The sequence below is a fragment of the Flavobacterium sp. CR10 genome (genome assembly GCF_055814415.1).
This window is the reverse complement of sequence record NZ_CP185985.1, coordinates 1,149,012-1,165,923: the sequence shown is the minus strand read 5'-3', so window position 1 is coordinate 1,165,923 and position 16,912 is coordinate 1,149,012. Positions and strand designations below refer to the sequence as shown.

Genomic DNA, 16,912 nt, shown 5'->3' with positions numbered 1-16,912 from the left:
TTTTTACGCATTAATCATTTTAACGCAGGCTTTTTGCACTTCTTCGTCTGAAAATGGTTCTAATGCTTTTGCCAACATTTTACTGGTTCTAATGCAGCTTAGCATTTTAATTCGTAAGGAACGGCTGTCTCCTGATTCTGTTTCTAGAAGATGCTCAAAAATCTCGGTTAAGTATTCTGGATGATTTTTATATTCTCCGTCGAAACCAATATCTGATATCAATCTAGCTATCGATTCTATTATTTGGTTCTCATTGGCATTGCTTTCGTTTTCTGTTTTCATGGCGTTTATTTTATGGTTTTGGTTACGAATAATTATTGTACGAAAAATTGTATTTTTACCTCAGCTAAATAAACGATAGAATACATTCTAACAAAATAGATTGCGATTTTATCTCACAACCAAAAAGATTGTATTTTACAGCATTCCTAATTTTTAAGGATTTTTAATATCTTTGATGTATGAGCACAGCAACAAAACCAAAACATATCGGGAGAAACATAAGCCGTATTCGTGAGCTTAGAGGAATGAAACAAGAAGCACTTGCGATTGCAATAGGCGTAAGCCAGCAATACGTTTCTACTATTGAAGGAAGCGAAAATGTTGACGATGAAAGACTAAACTCTATTGCTGAAGCTTTGGGAGTTTCGGCTGAAGCGATTAAAAACTTCTCTGATGAAGCTGTTTTAAATATTATGGGTAATACATTACACGACAGCAGCTTTATTAATGGAAATAACTATAACTGCACTTTCAACCCAATTGATAAAATTGTGGAACTTTATGAACGTTTGGTTCAGGCTGAAAAAGATAAAGTGGAGTATTTGGAGAGGTTGATGAAGGGGAAGTAAATTTATTTTTTGATCATTTTTATAAATTTTGAAATTTAGTCAGTTAAAAAAACATGGAAAATCCATTTCAAGAATATTTGAACATTAAAATTAATGAATTAAATGCAAAAGGAGAATATAACCACCTTTCAATTAATGACAAACTTGGATTAATAAAATTGGAGATTCTTGGAACTGAATTATTTCCAATTATAAAAAATTTTGAAAAAGCAAATGTTGATCCCATTATCGAAAAATGCATTTACATCGAATGCATAATAAATGGATTAAATCCCATTCAAGCTTTAGATGAAACAAAAAAGCAAATGGAGGACAGAAAATAATATTAATTTATTAAATATGAAATTTACGGATAATACTTTTTTAAAAATAGAAGGAGTTTTTTACCCTGGTATATTTCAAGAAGTTAAAAAAAACAGTAATCCTCTACAACCAATCTTTGAATCCTTTACAAATTCATTAGAAGCCATTGAATTAAAAAAAGAAAAGTCTAAAGATGAACAAATTATTATAAAACATTACTTAAAAAAGAATCTTTTAAATGAACTAGAGTTCGATAAAATTGTGATACGTGATTCTGGAATTGGTTTTAATGATAAAGAATTTGAAAGATTTTTAACATATAAAGACAACCGTAAGGGGTTTAACAATAAAGGCTCAGGAAGATTACAACTAGTACATTTTTTTAATACGTGTGAATACGTTAGTGTATTTGAAGATCAAAATGGATTTAAAGAAAGAACATTTAATATTTCAAAATCTGACAAATATATATTATCCAATAATACTATTACATTCCTTAAACAAACTACAAATAGCGAAAGTAAACTGACTGGAACTTCAGTTACAATTAGCAATTTGATAGACGAAAAAGATAATCAATCTTACATTTTTTTAATTGAAGAATTAAAAAATAAAATTATACACCATTATTTACAGTTTTTTTGCCTGAATAGCAATAGATTACCTAAAATAAGTATTCAACAATATATTAATGAAAATTTTACTAAAGAGGTTTTTATAACTTCAGATGATATACCTAAAGTAGATAATGAAGTTGAATTCAATGTAAATTACAGCAGACTCTCTTTAGATGCCAAAAGCATTGAACAAATTGATAAATTTGAAGAATTTAAAATTAAATCATTTAAAATCAATAAGAATCATCTTGATGAAAATGAATTAAAATTAACCAGTAAAAATGAAATTGTTGAGCCAGAAAAATTCAAACTTGAAATCACATCTCTATCTAATAAGGATGTAATAAATGATGAAAGGTATTTATTTTTAATTTCAAGTTCGTATTTAAATGACAGAGATAGTGATACCCGAGGTGATCTAAAAATCCCAACCAAAGAAAATTATAAAAAAGAGCTAAACTTATTTAGTTCAGAAGAGATTTTTTTAAATGACATTCAAGATAGAGCTAATGAAAAAATTCTTGGACTGTATCCAGAAATTCAAATAAAAAAGGAAGAAAAAAGAAACAGAATTGAAAAATTAAAATCTATGTTTCTTCTGAATGATGAATTTTTAGAAAACATTTCAATTTCTTTGAATGATACAGAAGAAAAGATTCTTGAAAAAGTATATACGGCAGAATCTAAAGTAGTTGCCAAAGTAGACTCAAAAATTAAAAAACAAATAGAAGAGCTAGAAACATTAAATCCAATTTCAAAAAATTACGAGGAGGATTTTAACATCCAAATTAAACGATTAGTAAAAGAAATACCTTTACAAAATAGAATTGCATTAACACATTATGTTGCTAGAAGAAAATTAGTTTTAGAATTATTTGATAAAATTCTTGAAAAAAAACTAAGTGTTCAAAATTCAACAAATAGAAATAATGATGAGGCGTTGCTTCATAATTTAATTTTCAAGCAACATTCAAAAAATACCGATACTAGCGATTTATGGTTAATAAACGAAGATTTCATTTTATTTAGCGGAAATTCAGAAATCCAGTTAAAGAATATTGAGATTAATGGAACCAAAATATTTAAAGAAGATACTGAGTTAACTCAAGAGCAAATAGATTTTAGAGATTCACTTGAAGAAAAACGATCAGATAAAAGACCTGATATTTTATTGTTTCCTGAAGAAGGCAAATGCATTATAATTGAATTCAAAGCTCCTGATGTAAACGTTTCTGATTATTTAAATCAAATACAAAACTATGCTACTTTAATTAGAAATTTTTCAAAAGATGAATTTCAAATAAATACTTTTTTCGGTTATCTAATAGGTGAAAAAATCAATGCATTTGATGTTATTTCCAAAGACCCCGACTTTATACAAGCTGCAAAATTTGATTATCTTTTTAGACCAACAAAAATTGTCGCGGGATTATTTAATGGAAGAGAAAATGGTTCTATTTATATGGAAGTTATAAAATATTCTACTCTTTATGAAAGAGCAAAAAAGCGCAATGAAGTTTTTATTAAAAAGTTAACTGAAAAGAAAGATAGTCTTCACGATGATGATATACCTTTTTAAAAAAAGCACCACAATTTTCATTACAGCGCTTTTCTATTTTCTATAAAACTCTCACATATTTTTAATTCCATCGAATTCGATGGAATTAAAATATAATTAAATTAAAAAAAGCGCCACAATTTACATTCATTGTAGCGCTTTTCTGTTTCTGTAAAACTCTCAGGTAATTAAACCCCTAATTTCTTAGCAATTTCAGCAGGAATTCCTCCTTTGTTTACTAGTAACGCAGTAGTTTTATATTTTACGAAGTTCTTAGTTACAAACAAGAAACCTTTGTAGTCGTTTGTTTCTCCCCAAGAATTTTTTACGATATAGTATTCTTTACCCGTTTGATCTTTTGCAAGACCAATAATGTGCATTCCGTGGTCGTCTGTTGTTGTGTAGTTATCAAACGCAGCCTGACGCATTTCTGGGGTAATTTCTGGTTCAGCTTTTGGTCCGTTAAACATGTCTGCTTTTTCTTCAGCCGTCATATCGTCGAATTTTTTAGACGCTACGTAAGCTACACCGTTTTTCCAGCTAAAGCTTTTCTCGCTAACATCTGTTGCCCAAGCTACAGTATATCCTTTTTTAAGCGCATTGTCGATAACGTCTGTCATATCGTTCAATTTTACGTTGTAAACTTGATCCAATGACCAATTGTCTGGCACCATCATAGTTGTTTTTTGGTAGTAAGGCGCATTTGTAAAAGATGACATTTCTACGTAATCGTCTGGGTTAATTCCCACTACTTCTTTAGCAAAAGATTGCGGCGTATAGTTTTTTCCTTTGTATGTAAAATTATCTGGCACTTTTCCTAAGTAAGAATCAATAACAGCTGAGTATGCTTTTTGCCAGTTTGGAGTCAATTCTCCGTTCGGGTTTTTCACCACTGCTGCCAAAACACCTTCTATAAGGGCACTCATTTCGGCAAATTTGTTTTTGTCTGTTCCGTAGTTTAATCCTGTGTAAACTTCTCTTGGCACAGTTCCGTATTTTTTGTACATATTAATTACATCGTGAAGAGCTCCTCCATCTCCAAGCGTAATTGCTCCGTGCATACGAACATAGTTAATTCCTTTTTCTACATACACGTTTCTTGCAGAATAAATTTGAGAAAGCTCAACAGGCTGTTTTCCTAAACGAATCATTTCTGACTCTAAGAATGAGTTTGTTGAGTAGCTCCAGCAAGTTCCAGATGATCCTTGAGATTTTACCGATGTTGTTCCTAGGTTAATTACTTCTGTAAATTTGAAGTTCTCTTTACTTTTGTCGCTAGCATTTAGTTTAAGTGAATTTACTAAAATGTCTTGCGCAAAACAGCCTGCAGTTCCAGCCAAAAATATTGAAGCGGCAAACACTGATTTGAATGAAAATGTATTCATAAGTTATGTTTAAGATTTTATAAAATTAGTCTCAAATGTTTCCAATTTGTTACAAAACAATTAAATAATATACAATTTGTGTAATGTTTGGTTGTTAATATTTTCTTAATGGGCCTGATTATTAAGATATTTAACACAAAAAACCTCGATACAGGCGCATCGAGGTTTTTTATTTTACAAACAACTTCTTACAAGTTTTTTTGGTTTCTGTATTTATCGCATCCAGTTGCTTCCAAAAACGATGTAGTAAGCCCATTCTTCGTTTCCTTTTGCAACATCGACACCCATTCTGAGTTTAAACTTTCTAGCAATGAGATATCTAAAACCTGTTCCGTAACTGTACACAACGGGTTTGGCAAAAGCTTGATCCCAATCGTTAAAAGCGCTTGCGAGACCTCCGTAGCCCATAAGACTCCATCTTCGGTACAAATCCCATCGAAATTCTAACTCGCTTACAATACTAGTGTTTCCCATATATCTGGCAGCGGGAATTCCTCGCATATTAATTCCAGGTTTTAAATAAAAAGGCGGACTCCCCAACGCCTGCTCCCCTTCAATCCTTAGTCCGCCAATTAGAGTTTTCGCCAACGGATAATATCCTATTGCCGATAAATTGATACGCCATGCCTGATAATCGCTCCCCAATGCTTTATCTGACCAGAAAAAATCACTTTGGATTCGTATTCCTTTATCTGGCGTAAATATGTTGTCACGCCCGTCAAACTGGAATGCAAGTCCTAGCTGGCTTATGGTGCTTTTAATATCTTTCGGGTCTACAAATGGCGGCGGAAGATCTAAATCGGGCAGGTTTATTTTAGAATTTAAAAATAAGTACTGCGGTCCTGCGCTCCATTTTGCATTATTAAATTGTTTGAGCCATTGCGTATAAAAAATGGTCGATTTAAAATTGAGTTTAAATTCTTCGTCATTATGATTCGGCAGATTATTGGCATAAAATGACAAATTCATGTCGCCATAAGCTGCAAAAGCTCGATATAATATTTTGGGTTTTACCAATGTTGCCGAACGAAAAGCTCCTGCAAGCCAGCTTTTATTGGCTGTATACATTCCGATTCCTCCTGTAATATCTGGATTTATAAATCGTTTTTTTCCGTTTTCATCCACAACAGGAGCACGTTTTTTTAAGAAAATCGGCGCAACTGCACCTCCAAATCCTCCAACGGCGGGTTCTGTAATAATGGTGGGCACTACTATGAATCCGTTGGCGTAAATAAGAAAATCACTTAAATCGAAAGCGCCGTCTAAAGAATCTTTCATAACGGTATGATGCTTTTGTGCATTTAAAACATTACAAAACAAAAGAATCAAAAGCGAGAATAAGACGTTTCTTCTTGAAGGTTTTCGGTTTTTCATAAGAATCGGAATTTTTAGTGCGGTTAAAAATTTATCTTATTCTAAGTCTATTTTTTCTTGAAACTGAAAACGTGCGCTAGCGTAATGAAAAAAGTATTTCCTTGAAATCTGTTTACGGCACCCAATTCTGAAACCCATCTAAAACCCGCCTGCGTCATACAGCCTAAATGAAGGTAATTAACCTCGGTACCAAGCGCACTAACATGATCTTTGTCTGGTTCTAGCAGAAAGGTTCCAACTGGAATTTTATCATCGGATACTTTGAATTGGAAATAATAAATCAATCCAGTGTTTAGTATTCCTTTTGGCGCTGTTTTTTCTGCATTCATACAATAGAATGTTTTTCCGAGTCCGCCTTCTATGCTCAAAATATCTCCCGTTTTTATGTCCGTATCTTTCTTTTTACTGTTGATTTCGTAAGCGGCCAATGCTGAGAAATGGAATGTTTTTTTGTCATTAAAGAATAAAGTTGTTCCTGCCGAAAACTCATTCATAAACATTCCCAGTCCGCTATTGTTGCTTCCGCCATATTCATATGTTCCTGTTGGGAGATACATTTGATAGCTAAAAACAAAATCGGCTCTCTTGTTATGCCAGCCTAACTGAACGGGTTGCACCAGCATATCTGTAAACGCAAAATTGCTCTTAGAATCGATAAAACTTCCTTGAATTGTATTGGATGCAAATGCCACTAAAACTGTAGCGCCATAATTGGCTCCCAGAATTTTAAAATCGCTTACATAATTGGCTCCAATTCCAGTTAAAAACATATTTAAATCAGGATTTCCAGTTTTATCGCCATCGGCATTTCGCAGACAATTTGCCGTGTAGATATAACCAGGCACATACAAACTCAATGTTTTTTCTGGTGCCTGTGTACCCGACTGCAGTCCCGAAGACCCAAGAATATGCCCTCCTTTTAATTGCGCATTACCATAAAGTGAAATTAAAAACAGAAACACTGCATAAGCCAATTTCATTATTTTATCAGAATGATTAATCTTTAATTTCATGGCAAATTATTTTGAATTAATACTGCGGCAATAGCCTCTCATAATCACTTGATACAAAAGAATCTTTACTTAAAATAATACGATCCGGTGCGATCAGGATTTATTCGGATGGTTTTAAAATATTCTGAAGGAGATTTTCCAGTGTGTTTTATAAAGGCTCTAAAACATGTCGTTCGAGATTTAAAGCCAGAACCCCAAGCCATGCCTTCTAAAGACAAATCTTTCCATTCTGGATCGTTTATTTTGTCTTTAAAATATTCGATTCTTTTAAGATTAACATAATCCTGAAAATGAAGACCAAATTCAGAATTAATTAAATTGGACAAGTGATGCACAGATATTCCTGTTTCGTCTGCCAAATCTCTGATTACAAAATCTTTTTTTAAGAATAGATTTTTAGTAACTAAAACATGTTCTAGTTTTAAAAGGTATTCTTCTCTTTTTTCTATCGTCAATTCGTTTGTTATTGGAAGTGTATTTTTGGTTTCTTTTGTTTTTACCGCCATTGTATTGTCTACAACAAAATCGAATGTTTCTTCTTCGTCATGAAAAATTTGCGGTCTGAAATACAGCCAACCGACTGTAAAAAACAAGACAGAAGAAATTAAGAAATAGCAAGACAAATCTACAGCACCCACTTTTCTTGATAAAAAATGATGAACAAAAAGTGCCGAGAAAAGAAACAAAATCATGAGGTTATAAACCCTGATCCAGTTTATTACTTTGGTTCTATGAAATTGGTTTCCTTTAAATTTTTTCAGATCATAGTTTAAAATCAACATGGTTTGAAAAAAGACATAGAAAAGCCAAATCGTCAAAGTGAAAATAGAAAATGGGTTTTTGATTTTAGCCGCTATAAAATCGACAATTTTTAGGTTAGTAAAACTTCCAACATATACAAAAAGCGTTAAAACAAAGTATATCGCAAAAGGAATAAAATGCATCCAATCGTATTTTCTGAAACTTTTATTTGATGATAAAATATTTCGAACATATAAGAATGAACATGGTGCTGCCAGAAAAATAAATGATTTGGTAATAATAAATAAATCTGGAAATTCTTTAAAGATATTGGCCGACAGATAAAAATTGTAGATACTTACTACCGCCAGACTCAGTAGAAACATTCCCAAAAAGAAACTTTTGGAATAATTTTTTTTGGAAAATAAGACCATAATAGCAGTAGCAAGACCGGCAATTATGGCTATAAAGAAGAAAAGTGAGAGTAATATATCGATCATTTTTTTAAGTTTAATTGGTGTGGTATTATTTTTTCTTAAAATCTTAAAAATAGAATACGATGGGGGCGTATGTAGAAGGATAAATAATTGTACTCGCCATTTGGGCAAGTACAATTATTTTTTGCAATTATTTTTTGACTGCTCCCGGAGGGAAACCAGCTAGTATTTTTTTGATTGCATCGTTGATGAATTGTTCAGGATTATCTGGTTTACTGTCAATTTCAGCATTTCCGATTCCTTGCCAAACTAGTTTATCGGTTTTTGTAGATACGATATCTATTACCAATGAGCCGTCAACATAATCATAGCTGTTGAATGTTGTGGTACCGCCGCCCATCATGGCGCCTCCACCCCAATATCCGTATGGACGATACATTCCGCCATAGCCATAAAAATTAGTATCGGCTGTCACTTGAGTTTTGTTTTTTAATATCGAAACCGCATTTACCTTTAAATCTGGATTACTAGATTCTGTAAATCCTTTTGCGAGCATTTCGTTTCGGATTGCTTTTGCAACACGATCAACATTTAACTGATTTACTTGGCCTTGCTGTGCTTTTAAATCATAAACAGCAAAAGTTTTGTATTCGCTGAAGTTCGCAGCATGATCATAATCAGTTGTAACTTTTACAGTTGGAGAGCAGCTGTAAAACAAACCCAAAAATAAGATTGGGATTATACGAAGACTTGTTCTTTTAATATTCATGTTGTGGTATTTATTTAAATTAATAATTAAATCAGTTTAACTCGAATGTATTAAAATCATAAAAATCTTGAACGAGGAGTGTAAAACATATAAATAATTGTAAAAATAACACAAGTACCTATTAAACAATTACTTAGATTACTCTCAAAGATAAATCATTTTATTTAATTAACAGTATTAAATAAATAAAATCTTACTTTATAATTTTTTAGATGCATTAAAGCAAGATTTTTGCTCATTTTTCATTTCTATTTGCCTTGCATGGCTAGATGCTAAATTTCGCTCGCTATAGGCAGTTTACCGTGTTTTATTGCTTCTAGCATTTTGTTGTAATCCACTTCGTTTTGATCAGCATATAAAACCGAAAACTCCGAAATGGCATCGGCAAATTCGTCTGTATCTCCAATATAGCCCGAAATCATAGAAGGATCACCTGAGCGTGCATGCGCCCTTGCAAGCGCCCATCCGCAGGCTTTGGTATAATCTGCCATATTTTTGGGTTTCATAACTTCTAAAACCGGTTTTATTTTGGCATCTCTAAGCTGTCTGATATAAAAGAATCTATCCTTACTATCGTCTGTCCAGCCCAGAAACATATCAGACGCAGACTGCATTAGCTTTTGCCCCATTACAATTCGTTCGCCTTGATGCGTATATTTACCTTTAATTTTTACATATTCTTCGAGAACACTTTTTCTGGCTTCTTTAAACTGTAAAAAAATAGGCTCGCCAGTAGCAGACATTAGCAAACTAATCCCGCAAAGAGTTCCAACACTTCCTACGCCCACCACTTTTATAACAATATCATGAAGCTTATATCTGCTGAGCAAAACCTGCTTTTCTTCTGAAAGAGATTCTATATACCTTTTATGAATGATTTCGCCTTCTTTGGCAACCAGTTTTTCAAGATCTCCGCTTGGATGAAAAATCAAAGGCGGTTCGTCTTTTATACGTGCTCTGGCTCCGTCAAAATAAGTCATCTTTGCAAACTCCTTTTCGTGAGCGGTATATTCCGATGCTTTTTTTATTCTTTTTTGGTCAAACTCTTTGAGTTCTTTATCATGGCCTAATTCAATCAATTCTGCTAAATCAATATCTGCATACCAAATTTGAAGCGCAGATAATTTACTGTAATCCAACATATGCCGTTTGTAACTGTCGGCAACATGCCAAGCAAATTCTTTACAATTTTTATTGGAAAATTTTCGCCATCTTCCTGCAATAACAAAACTGGCTGCCAATCGTTTTACATCCCATTCCCAAGGGCCTGGATATGTTTCGTCAAAATCATTGATATCAAAAACCAATTTGCGTTCGGGAGTTGCAAATCCGCCAAAATTCATTAAATGACAATCACCGCAAAGCTGTAAATTTATTCCCGATGCAGAAGTATGAGCTAAGTCAGCAGCCATAATCGCAGCGGCTCCTCTGTAAAACGCAAAAGGCGATTCCATCATTCTGCTATAGCGAATTGGCACCAGACTTTCAACTCGTCCCACACTGGTCTGAATTAAAATGTCTACAGGATTTTTTCTATTCTTAGAAGAATTCCATTCCTGATGCTTTTCTAAAGGAACTTTTTTTCTAATTGAAGCTCCTTTTTCATAGCGTTCTGTTTTTGATTCAATGGGGTCAAAAGGTTTTTCTGCCATTTGTAAGAATTTAAAATAATCTTTTCTAAAACTCTTATGCAGAATTACTGCGGAAATATAAATGCTACCACCGCTCGTAATCCCCAATCTGGTCTTATGTTTGAATGGCCTACAACCGGAATTAAAGGCATAACAGCAAATTGCATGGTCTGACCTCCTAATTTCGTAATTGCCCCAACGTTTGGACTAACTGTAATAAGGGTTGTATTGCCCTGCCAGTTTTGAGTAATTTCTGAGGTGATTCCTAAACTCGCTCCACTTTTGTAACTATGCGTTAAGAATATTTGCGTGTAGAACTGATTGAAATCTGCTCTATCTGCATTTCCTGCAACAGACCAAATTTGATTGGCTAAAAAACCAATAGAAAGTCCTTTTCCTTGGTGCATTACCAAAACGCTGGGTCCAATTCCAAATTTTTCTGTTCCTAAAAGTTTTTCTGTGGCAGTTGGCACTAAAAAAGCAGGACCAACTCCTAAGATTAATCCTTTTGTTTTAGGAGCAAAAAATGCTGTCACGGTTGCATCGCTTAAACCAAACTCATGAGTATTTTCTCCCGTAACATCCTGCTGATCTACAACTGGAAGAATATAACGTGTAATCAAGTTTAGATTTTCACTTAACTTGAACGGAACAACAGGCTGTATATTGATCTGATATTTTGATCCATTATAAGCGCCAATTCCATAAGTAAGATTGTTTTGCAACGGAACGCTAATTAAACTTGCCACAGGATTTGCCATTTTATCGGCTAGTTCCTGTGCGCTGTTTCCCGGTTTTGCAGGTTCTTCTTGAGCTGAAATTGTAAAAGTGACAAATAGCAGTAATATTGCTAGAAAAGAATTTTTCATACGGCTCAAATTTTATTAATTAGAAAAACTTCAACTATTTGATCTGCAAACAATTTTTTTCTCTTACTCTGCAAAAACTTTTTTCCAATCTTTCTGCATATCAATAACATGCCATTTATTTTTTGCAGCTATATTTAATGAAGCATTATCTTTTTCCTGATATTTATACTCTCGTATTGAATCATTGTGATTTACAAGCAATTGAAAAGATGGATATTTATTTCCCTGCGAATAAGTTAGCATTGCAATATCTCCTGCTCCGCCTTCGTTACCGCAGGCAAAAACTGGTCTTTGCCCAATATGTAATTGAATGCCAACAGGTTTTCCTTCTTTATCATTAAAATGATCTAAAGCCGCTTCTCGTTGAACCGCATTTTTAGTGGCATCATATTTATATTTAAAAGAAGTTCCGACAACTTGATCTTTTGGAATTCCGTAAAAATCTTGAGAAATTGCTCTTACCACTTCTATTGTTCCGCCAGTAACGATGTACGTTTTAAATCCGTTCGCGCGTAAATAGTTTAACAATTCCAATTGCGGCTGATAGCGTATTTGCTTCACAGGAACATTTTTACCAGGATATTTTGCGCCTTTAAAGAAATCATTAACTGAAGCTTCAAATTCATCTTCTGTCATTCCGGTATGAGTTGCTGCCACCAATTCTATAAGCGCTTTATCTCCTCCTTTTTCAAAGAAAGTTTTGTCTTTTTCTATTACTGCTTTAAAAGGCTGTTTTTGGGCTAATTCTGGCTTAGCTTCTACCATTTTCTGTACTCTATAAAAAGCGAAAAGTTCCTGTACATAAGGTTTTTCAGCCCATAAAGTTCCGTCATTATCAAAAGTCGCAATTCTATATTCTTCTGGAATAAAATCTGGACTTCCTTCTTTTGTTACTTTTTCTACATAAGCAATTATATCGCTTTTTAAAGCTCCGTCGTTCCAACTTGGCAATGGATCACCATTTGTTGCAGTAGTTGCTGTACTGTCTTTTGATTTAACATCTGTATTTTCTTCTGATTTTTTACACGAAATAAATAAAACAAGAAGCATCGGAATTAATACTATTTTTTTATGCATAACAAATACTATTAAGTGAAAAGAAACAGGACGTAAAAAGTCCTGTTTCTTGTAATTATCTATGATTTATTTTTTCTTTTTTGAAGCTGCCTCTTCTTCTTTTACCTTAGGAAGAACATTTTTCTCAATATATTGTTGTGCTTTAATATCTTTCATCGCTTCTTCCATAATAGTGTAAGCAGAGAAACTCGGCGGTATTGATCTTGGAGGATATTCTTTGAAAGTTTCGGCAAATACGCCCACATCATATATTGCACCATATACCATCTGAACGTGGTTCATAACCCAATCCCAATAGGTATTTGAAGTAAAATCGGCTCTTTCAAAAGGATCTTGGTATAGATTAAATATTTTTTGCAAACGAAGTTTCGTAAATGGCTCTGCCCAAACTCCAAGTGTACCAGCCAGACGCTGTTCTGCAAAAACATATTTATAATCACCTTCTCTTAAACCAACCAAAAGACCATCATCATCTGTATAGAAGAATTTATCTCTAGCACTTTTTTCTGTTTTTCCTAGTAAAAAGCTACTTTGGTCATAACCGTCTAAATGAACTTTATATGTTTTTCCGTTAGCATTATAGCCTTTTAAAAGCTTATTAACGATATCTGGTTCTCCTGCAATAGAAGCCAAAGTTGGAATCCAGTCATTGTGGCTCATTAATTCATTAGTAACAGCTCCTGGTTTAATATGCCCTGGCCAACGAACAATACAAGGTACACGGAAAGCTCCCTCCCAGTTAGTATTTTTTTCTGAACGGAATGGAGTCATTGCTCCATCTGGCCATGTATTCATATGAGGCCCATTATCTGTAGAATAGATTACAATTGTATTATCAGCAATTCCTAAATCGTCTAATGCTTTTAAGATGCTTCCAATAGTTTCGTCGTGTTCAATCATACCGTCAATGTATTCGCTATCTCCGTGAGTATATCTTCCTCTATGTTCTTTTCTAACGTGCGTGCGAAGGTGCATACGAGTAGCATTGAACCAGCAGAAAAATGGTTTGCCTGCAGCATTTTGTCTCTTGATATAATCAATAGCAGCTGCAGAAGTTTCATCGTCGATAGTCTCCATTCTTTTTTTAGTAAGTGCTCCAGTATCTTCGATTTTTTGTTTTCCTACTCTTCCAAAACGAGGATCAGTTGTCCCATCATCGACATTTGTAGCAGTACATTTTAATACCCCTCTTGGTCCAAATTTTTTCAAATATGCAGGATCTTTAGGATAATCTGGCAATTCTGGTTCTTCTTCTGCATTTAAGTGATACAGATTTCCGAAAAACTCATCAAATCCATTCACTGTTGGCAAGTTTTCATTACGATCTCCAACGTGATTTTTACCAAATTGTCCTGTAGCATAGCCAAGGCTTTTCATAATTCCTCCAATTGAAGGATCTAACTGACTCATTCCCATTGGTGCCCCAGGATACCCCACTTTTGTAAGACCCGTACGAAGACCGTGCTGTCCTGTCAAAAAAGCGGCACGTCCTGCAGTACAACTTTGTTCTCCATAATAATGTAAAAATCTTAATCCTTCATTGGCCAAACGGTCTATATTAGGAGTTGTATATCCCATAAGTCCATCGCTATAGGCACTTATATTAGTTGTTCCAATATCATCACCCCAAAGCACCAAAATATTTGGCTTTTTGCTTTGCGCTATAATAGAAACCCCAGAAAAAAATAGTAACACAAATACCTGTAAGGCATTTGAAAATCCGCATTTTAATTTGACTTGTTTCATGATAAAAAAATTCGTTAATGACCTTGTTATTTATATGAGTTTGAAAATCCAAAAAAATTAATGGGAAAATTGAAGGCTTAAAAAAAAATCGAGGTTGCATTTTTTTGATATGTTTCAAATTCTTTTTACTTAAAAATTTGGAACAAAACATTTTTAACTTTTTCTTAAGTATCTCAAAATTAACTAATAAATAAGCGAACAATCGAATTTATTTGACATGAGCTTGTTTCATTTTATAAAATGAAACAAGATATTTTGAGAATTTGCAACAAAATGTTTCATTTTATAAAATGAAACATTTTGAAAAGTAAGAAAATACACCTATTATATTTTTTTATTAAATGCACAAAAGAAATGTTCGATAAGGAAAGAAAGTTTTTGATTAAATAATTTTAAGAACTTAGTCAAAAGGAAATAAAAAGGTCAAAAAATCAATTTGAAAAAAACAACAAAAAGATAAATATCGAATTAGGAATTTGAATTGCTATTTGAAGAAATTTTTTAAAAACAAAAAAGCCACTTAAAAAAGTGGCTTTTTTGAAATTCATTTTTAAAGAATTGTTATTCGATTTCAGAAACTCTCATCGTGTTAACCATTCCTTTATCTTTAATTGGCATTGCAGCAAGGTTGATTAAATAATCTCCTTTTTGTGCATAACCTTTATCGATAGCAATTTGATTTACATCTGTTACAGTATCGTCTGTACTTTCTTCATTATCATAGTAGAAAGATTTAACACCCCATAATAAATTCAATTGTGTTAAGATTCTTCTGTTTGAAGTAAATACTAAAATATGAGCTGTTGATGGTCTCCAAGCCGAAATTTGGAAAGCCGTATAACCGCTGTTTGTTAAAGTACAGATTGCTTTAGCTTCGATTTCGTTAGCCAATAAAGCTGCTTGGTGGCAAACTGTTTTAGTAACAAAACGTTTCGTTTTAATTTGTGGTGTATTTTGAGGAACCTGAATAAGCGGTGAGTTCTCAACAGCTTCACAAATTTGTGCCATTCTTTGGATAACTTGTACTGGGTAGTTTCCTGTAGCAGTTTCTCCAGACAACATTACAGCATCTGCACCGTCCATTACTGAGTTCGCAACGTCGTTTACCTCTGCTCTAGTTGGAGTTAAACTTGTAATCATTGTTTCCATCATTTGTGTAGCAACGATAACAGGAATTCTAGCCGTTTTAGCTCTTCTGATCAAATCTTTTTGTACCAATGGAACTTCGTGAGCAGGAAGCTCAACACCAAGATCTCCACGAGCAACCATTAAACCATCGCAATATGCTACAATTTTATCCATATTCTCAAGAGCTTCTGGCATTTCAATTTTAGCAACGATTGGAATTTTATATTCTGAATGCTTAGCAATTAATTCTTGTAAGTCTTGTAAATCGCGAGGAGTTTTCACGAATGAAAGGGCAATCCAATCAACTTTTTGCTCGATTGCAAAAATAGCGTCAGCGATATCTTTTTCAGTTAAAGCTGGTAAAGAGATTTTTGTGTTTGGAAGATTAACCCCTTTTTTAGATTTTAATTCTCCACCTTGAATAACTTTAGCAACAACCTCAGTTTTTTTATCTGTAGATACGATTTCGAAAATAAGTTTACCATCATCAAGCAAGATTCGCTCTCCTGGGTTAACATCATTTGGGAAATTCTGATATTTCATGAACACTCTTTTTGATGTTCCGATAATATCTTCGGCAGTTGTAAAAGTGATTTCGTCTCCATCGTGTACAACTGTACCTTCTTCCATTACACCAACTCTAAGTTTTGGTCCTTGCAAATCTCCTAAAATTGCTGTCGTGTAACCAAACTCTTCGTTTAGTCCTCTAATGATATCGATTTTTTCTTTTACTCCTTCGTAATCTGCATGCGAAAAATTGATTCTAAACACATTAACACCTGCATCGATCATATCTTTAATGATCTCTCTTGTACTACAAGCGGGGCCAAGTGTAGCAACAATTTTGGTTTTCTTGTTTGTTAGCATTTTTTTTAAAAAATTAGATTGTTTTTTGATTTTATTTTGTCTGTATCAACGGCATAAATAGCCGCAATACTTTCTATTGTGTTTAATTTTTGTTGAATTTCTGAAAAATTAAGCGCCTCTTCGCTATTATCAATTTTCAGGAAAAAATCGACTTTTTTAAATTCAGGAAGTAAATGAATTGTTGTCGAAACCTCACTTGTTTCATTAGAAAACAAATTCTGAAAATCATTTGTACTCACAGAAATGATTTCATTTTTATTCTGAATTAAATTCCAGGAAACAGCTTTTTCTTCATCATAATAATAGAATCTCGAAAAATTTGCTTCACCTTCCTTAGTCTGAGCATGGATCTCGTTTTTGCTCTTACTTAAGTTGATCGGAAGGATTTTATTGATAAAATAGGCTAATCTATAATCTTCTAATGAAGTATGAATTGCCATTAAATAATAATCAATTTCGTCAAATTCGTCTAAATCCAATTTATGAATAGCCATGTCTTGAAAAATCAAGTTGTAAATATACTATTTCTAAACTGAGCATCAACAG

General features: G+C 33.3%; 15 protein-coding genes. 3 read left to right on the top strand and 12 right to left on the bottom strand.

Annotation, left to right across the window (positions count from 1 at the left end):
* Nucleotides 1–3 precede the first annotated feature (3 nt).
* A complete protein-coding gene (locus ACNRYB_RS05360) occupies nucleotides 4–282 on the bottom strand; it encodes a hypothetical protein (RefSeq protein WP_473729452.1) in 279 nt (92 codons plus the stop codon).
* 179 nt (nucleotides 283–461) lie between these two features.
* Between ACNRYB_RS05360 and ACNRYB_RS05355 the strand changes: the two genes are divergently transcribed.
* Genes ACNRYB_RS05355 through ACNRYB_RS05345 form a run of 3 tightly spaced genes read left to right on the top strand, consistent with a single transcriptional unit; the run spans nucleotide 462 to nucleotide 3,350 of the window.
* Nucleotides 462–851 (top strand): helix-turn-helix domain-containing protein, encoded by a 390-nt coding sequence (locus tag ACNRYB_RS05355; protein WP_473729451.1) that lies wholly within the window; start codon nucleotides 462–464, stop codon nucleotides 849–851.
* Nucleotides 852–904: 53 nt separating this feature from the next.
* A complete protein-coding gene (locus tag ACNRYB_RS05350) occupies nucleotides 905–1,174 on the top strand; it encodes a hypothetical protein (protein ID WP_473729450.1) in 270 nt (89 codons plus the stop codon).
* A 16-nt stretch (nucleotides 1,175–1,190) separates the two neighbouring features.
* Nucleotides 1,191–3,350 (top strand): hypothetical protein, encoded by a 2,160-nt coding sequence (locus ACNRYB_RS05345; protein ID WP_473729449.1) that lies wholly within the window; start codon nucleotides 1,191–1,193, stop codon nucleotides 3,348–3,350.
* Nucleotides 3,351–3,517: 167 nt separating this feature from the next.
* Here ACNRYB_RS05345 and ACNRYB_RS05340 read toward each other — a convergent pair whose 3' ends face one another.
* The 11 genes from ACNRYB_RS05340 to ACNRYB_RS05290 form a co-directional block, all read right to left on the bottom strand.
* Nucleotides 3,518–4,714 carry a C1 family peptidase gene (locus tag ACNRYB_RS05340; protein WP_091128896.1) on the bottom strand — a complete coding sequence of 399 codons (1,197 nt, stop codon included), beginning with the start codon at nucleotides 4,712–4,714 and terminating at the stop codon, nucleotides 3,518–3,520.
* Between the two features lie 213 nt (nucleotides 4,715–4,927).
* Entirely contained in the window at nucleotides 4,928–6,088 is a 1,161-nt protein-coding gene (locus ACNRYB_RS05335) for a BamA/TamA family outer membrane protein (RefSeq protein WP_473729448.1), read from the bottom strand.
* A 47-nt stretch (nucleotides 6,089–6,135) separates the two neighbouring features.
* Nucleotides 6,136–7,101: a SphA family protein gene (locus ACNRYB_RS05330; RefSeq protein WP_473729447.1), complete on the bottom strand. Its 966-nt coding sequence runs from the start codon at nucleotides 7,099–7,101 to the stop codon at nucleotides 6,136–6,138.
* A gap of 65 nt (nucleotides 7,102–7,166) precedes the next feature.
* Entirely contained in the window at nucleotides 7,167–8,342 is a 1,176-nt protein-coding gene (locus ACNRYB_RS05325) for a helix-turn-helix domain-containing protein (RefSeq protein ID WP_473729446.1), read from the bottom strand.
* 127 nt (nucleotides 8,343–8,469) lie between these two features.
* Nucleotides 8,470–9,048 (bottom strand): DUF4136 domain-containing protein, encoded by a 579-nt coding sequence (locus tag ACNRYB_RS05320; protein WP_008466016.1) that lies wholly within the window; start codon nucleotides 9,046–9,048, stop codon nucleotides 8,470–8,472.
* A 272-nt stretch (nucleotides 9,049–9,320) separates the two neighbouring features.
* Nucleotides 9,321–10,700, bottom strand: coding sequence for a DUF2252 domain-containing protein (locus ACNRYB_RS05315; RefSeq protein ID WP_473729445.1), 1,380 nt, complete (start codon nucleotides 10,698–10,700; stop codon nucleotides 9,321–9,323).
* A gap of 44 nt (nucleotides 10,701–10,744) precedes the next feature.
* The gene (locus ACNRYB_RS05310) at nucleotides 10,745–11,548 is read right to left on the bottom strand and encodes a hypothetical protein (RefSeq protein WP_129745896.1); all 804 of its coding nucleotides are present in this window, start codon (nucleotides 11,546–11,548) and stop codon (nucleotides 10,745–10,747) included.
* A gap of 63 nt (nucleotides 11,549–11,611) precedes the next feature.
* Nucleotides 11,612–12,625, bottom strand: a complete 1,014-nt coding sequence (locus tag ACNRYB_RS05305) for an HAD family hydrolase (protein WP_473729444.1) — start codon at nucleotides 12,623–12,625, stop codon at nucleotides 11,612–11,614.
* A gap of 66 nt (nucleotides 12,626–12,691) precedes the next feature.
* Entirely contained in the window at nucleotides 12,692–14,371 is a 1,680-nt protein-coding gene (locus ACNRYB_RS05300) for an arylsulfatase (RefSeq protein WP_473729443.1), read from the bottom strand.
* 561 nt (nucleotides 14,372–14,932) lie between these two features.
* Nucleotides 14,933–16,366 (bottom strand): pyruvate kinase, encoded by a 1,434-nt coding sequence (pyk, locus tag ACNRYB_RS05295; protein WP_129745893.1) that lies wholly within the window; start codon nucleotides 16,364–16,366, stop codon nucleotides 14,933–14,935.
* A 5-nt stretch (nucleotides 16,367–16,371) separates the two neighbouring features.
* Nucleotides 16,372–16,860, bottom strand: coding sequence for an IPExxxVDY family protein (locus tag ACNRYB_RS05290; RefSeq protein WP_095930692.1), 489 nt, complete (start codon nucleotides 16,858–16,860; stop codon nucleotides 16,372–16,374).
* Between the last annotated feature and the right edge of the window lie 52 nt (nucleotides 16,861–16,912).

Coding starts and splice junctions, on each gene's coding strand:
- ACNRYB_RS05360 (WP_473729452.1), bottom strand. CDS start 282: ATGAAAACAGAAAACGAAAGCAATGCCAATGAGAACCAAATAATAGAA.
- ACNRYB_RS05355 (WP_473729451.1), top strand. CDS start 462: ATGAGCACAGCAACAAAACCAAAACATATCGGGAGAAACATAAGCCGT.
- ACNRYB_RS05350 (WP_473729450.1), top strand. CDS start 905: ATGGAAAATCCATTTCAAGAATATTTGAACATTAAAATTAATGAATTA.
- ACNRYB_RS05345 (WP_473729449.1), top strand. CDS start 1,191: ATGAAATTTACGGATAATACTTTTTTAAAAATAGAAGGAGTTTTTTAC.
- ACNRYB_RS05340 (WP_091128896.1), bottom strand. CDS start 4,714: ATGAATACATTTTCATTCAAATCAGTGTTTGCCGCTTCAATATTTTTG.
- ACNRYB_RS05335 (WP_473729448.1), bottom strand. CDS start 6,088: ATGAAAAACCGAAAACCTTCAAGAAGAAACGTCTTATTCTCGCTTTTG.
- ACNRYB_RS05330 (WP_473729447.1), bottom strand. CDS start 7,101: ATGAAATTAAAGATTAATCATTCTGATAAAATAATGAAATTGGCTTAT.
- ACNRYB_RS05325 (WP_473729446.1), bottom strand. CDS start 8,342: ATGATCGATATATTACTCTCACTTTTCTTCTTTATAGCCATAATTGCC.
- ACNRYB_RS05320 (WP_008466016.1), bottom strand. CDS start 9,048: ATGAATATTAAAAGAACAAGTCTTCGTATAATCCCAATCTTATTTTTG.
- ACNRYB_RS05315 (WP_473729445.1), bottom strand. CDS start 10,700: ATGGCAGAAAAACCTTTTGACCCCATTGAATCAAAAACAGAACGCTAT.
- ACNRYB_RS05310 (WP_129745896.1), bottom strand. CDS start 11,548: ATGAAAAATTCTTTTCTAGCAATATTACTGCTATTTGTCACTTTTACA.
- ACNRYB_RS05305 (WP_473729444.1), bottom strand. CDS start 12,625: ATGCATAAAAAAATAGTATTAATTCCGATGCTTCTTGTTTTATTTATT.
- ACNRYB_RS05300 (WP_473729443.1), bottom strand. CDS start 14,371: ATGAAACAAGTCAAATTAAAATGCGGATTTTCAAATGCCTTACAGGTA.
- pyk (WP_129745893.1), bottom strand. CDS start 16,366: ATGCTAACAAACAAGAAAACCAAAATTGTTGCTACACTTGGCCCCGCT.
- ACNRYB_RS05290 (WP_095930692.1), bottom strand. CDS start 16,860: ATGGCTATTCATAAATTGGATTTAGACGAATTTGACGAAATTGATTAT.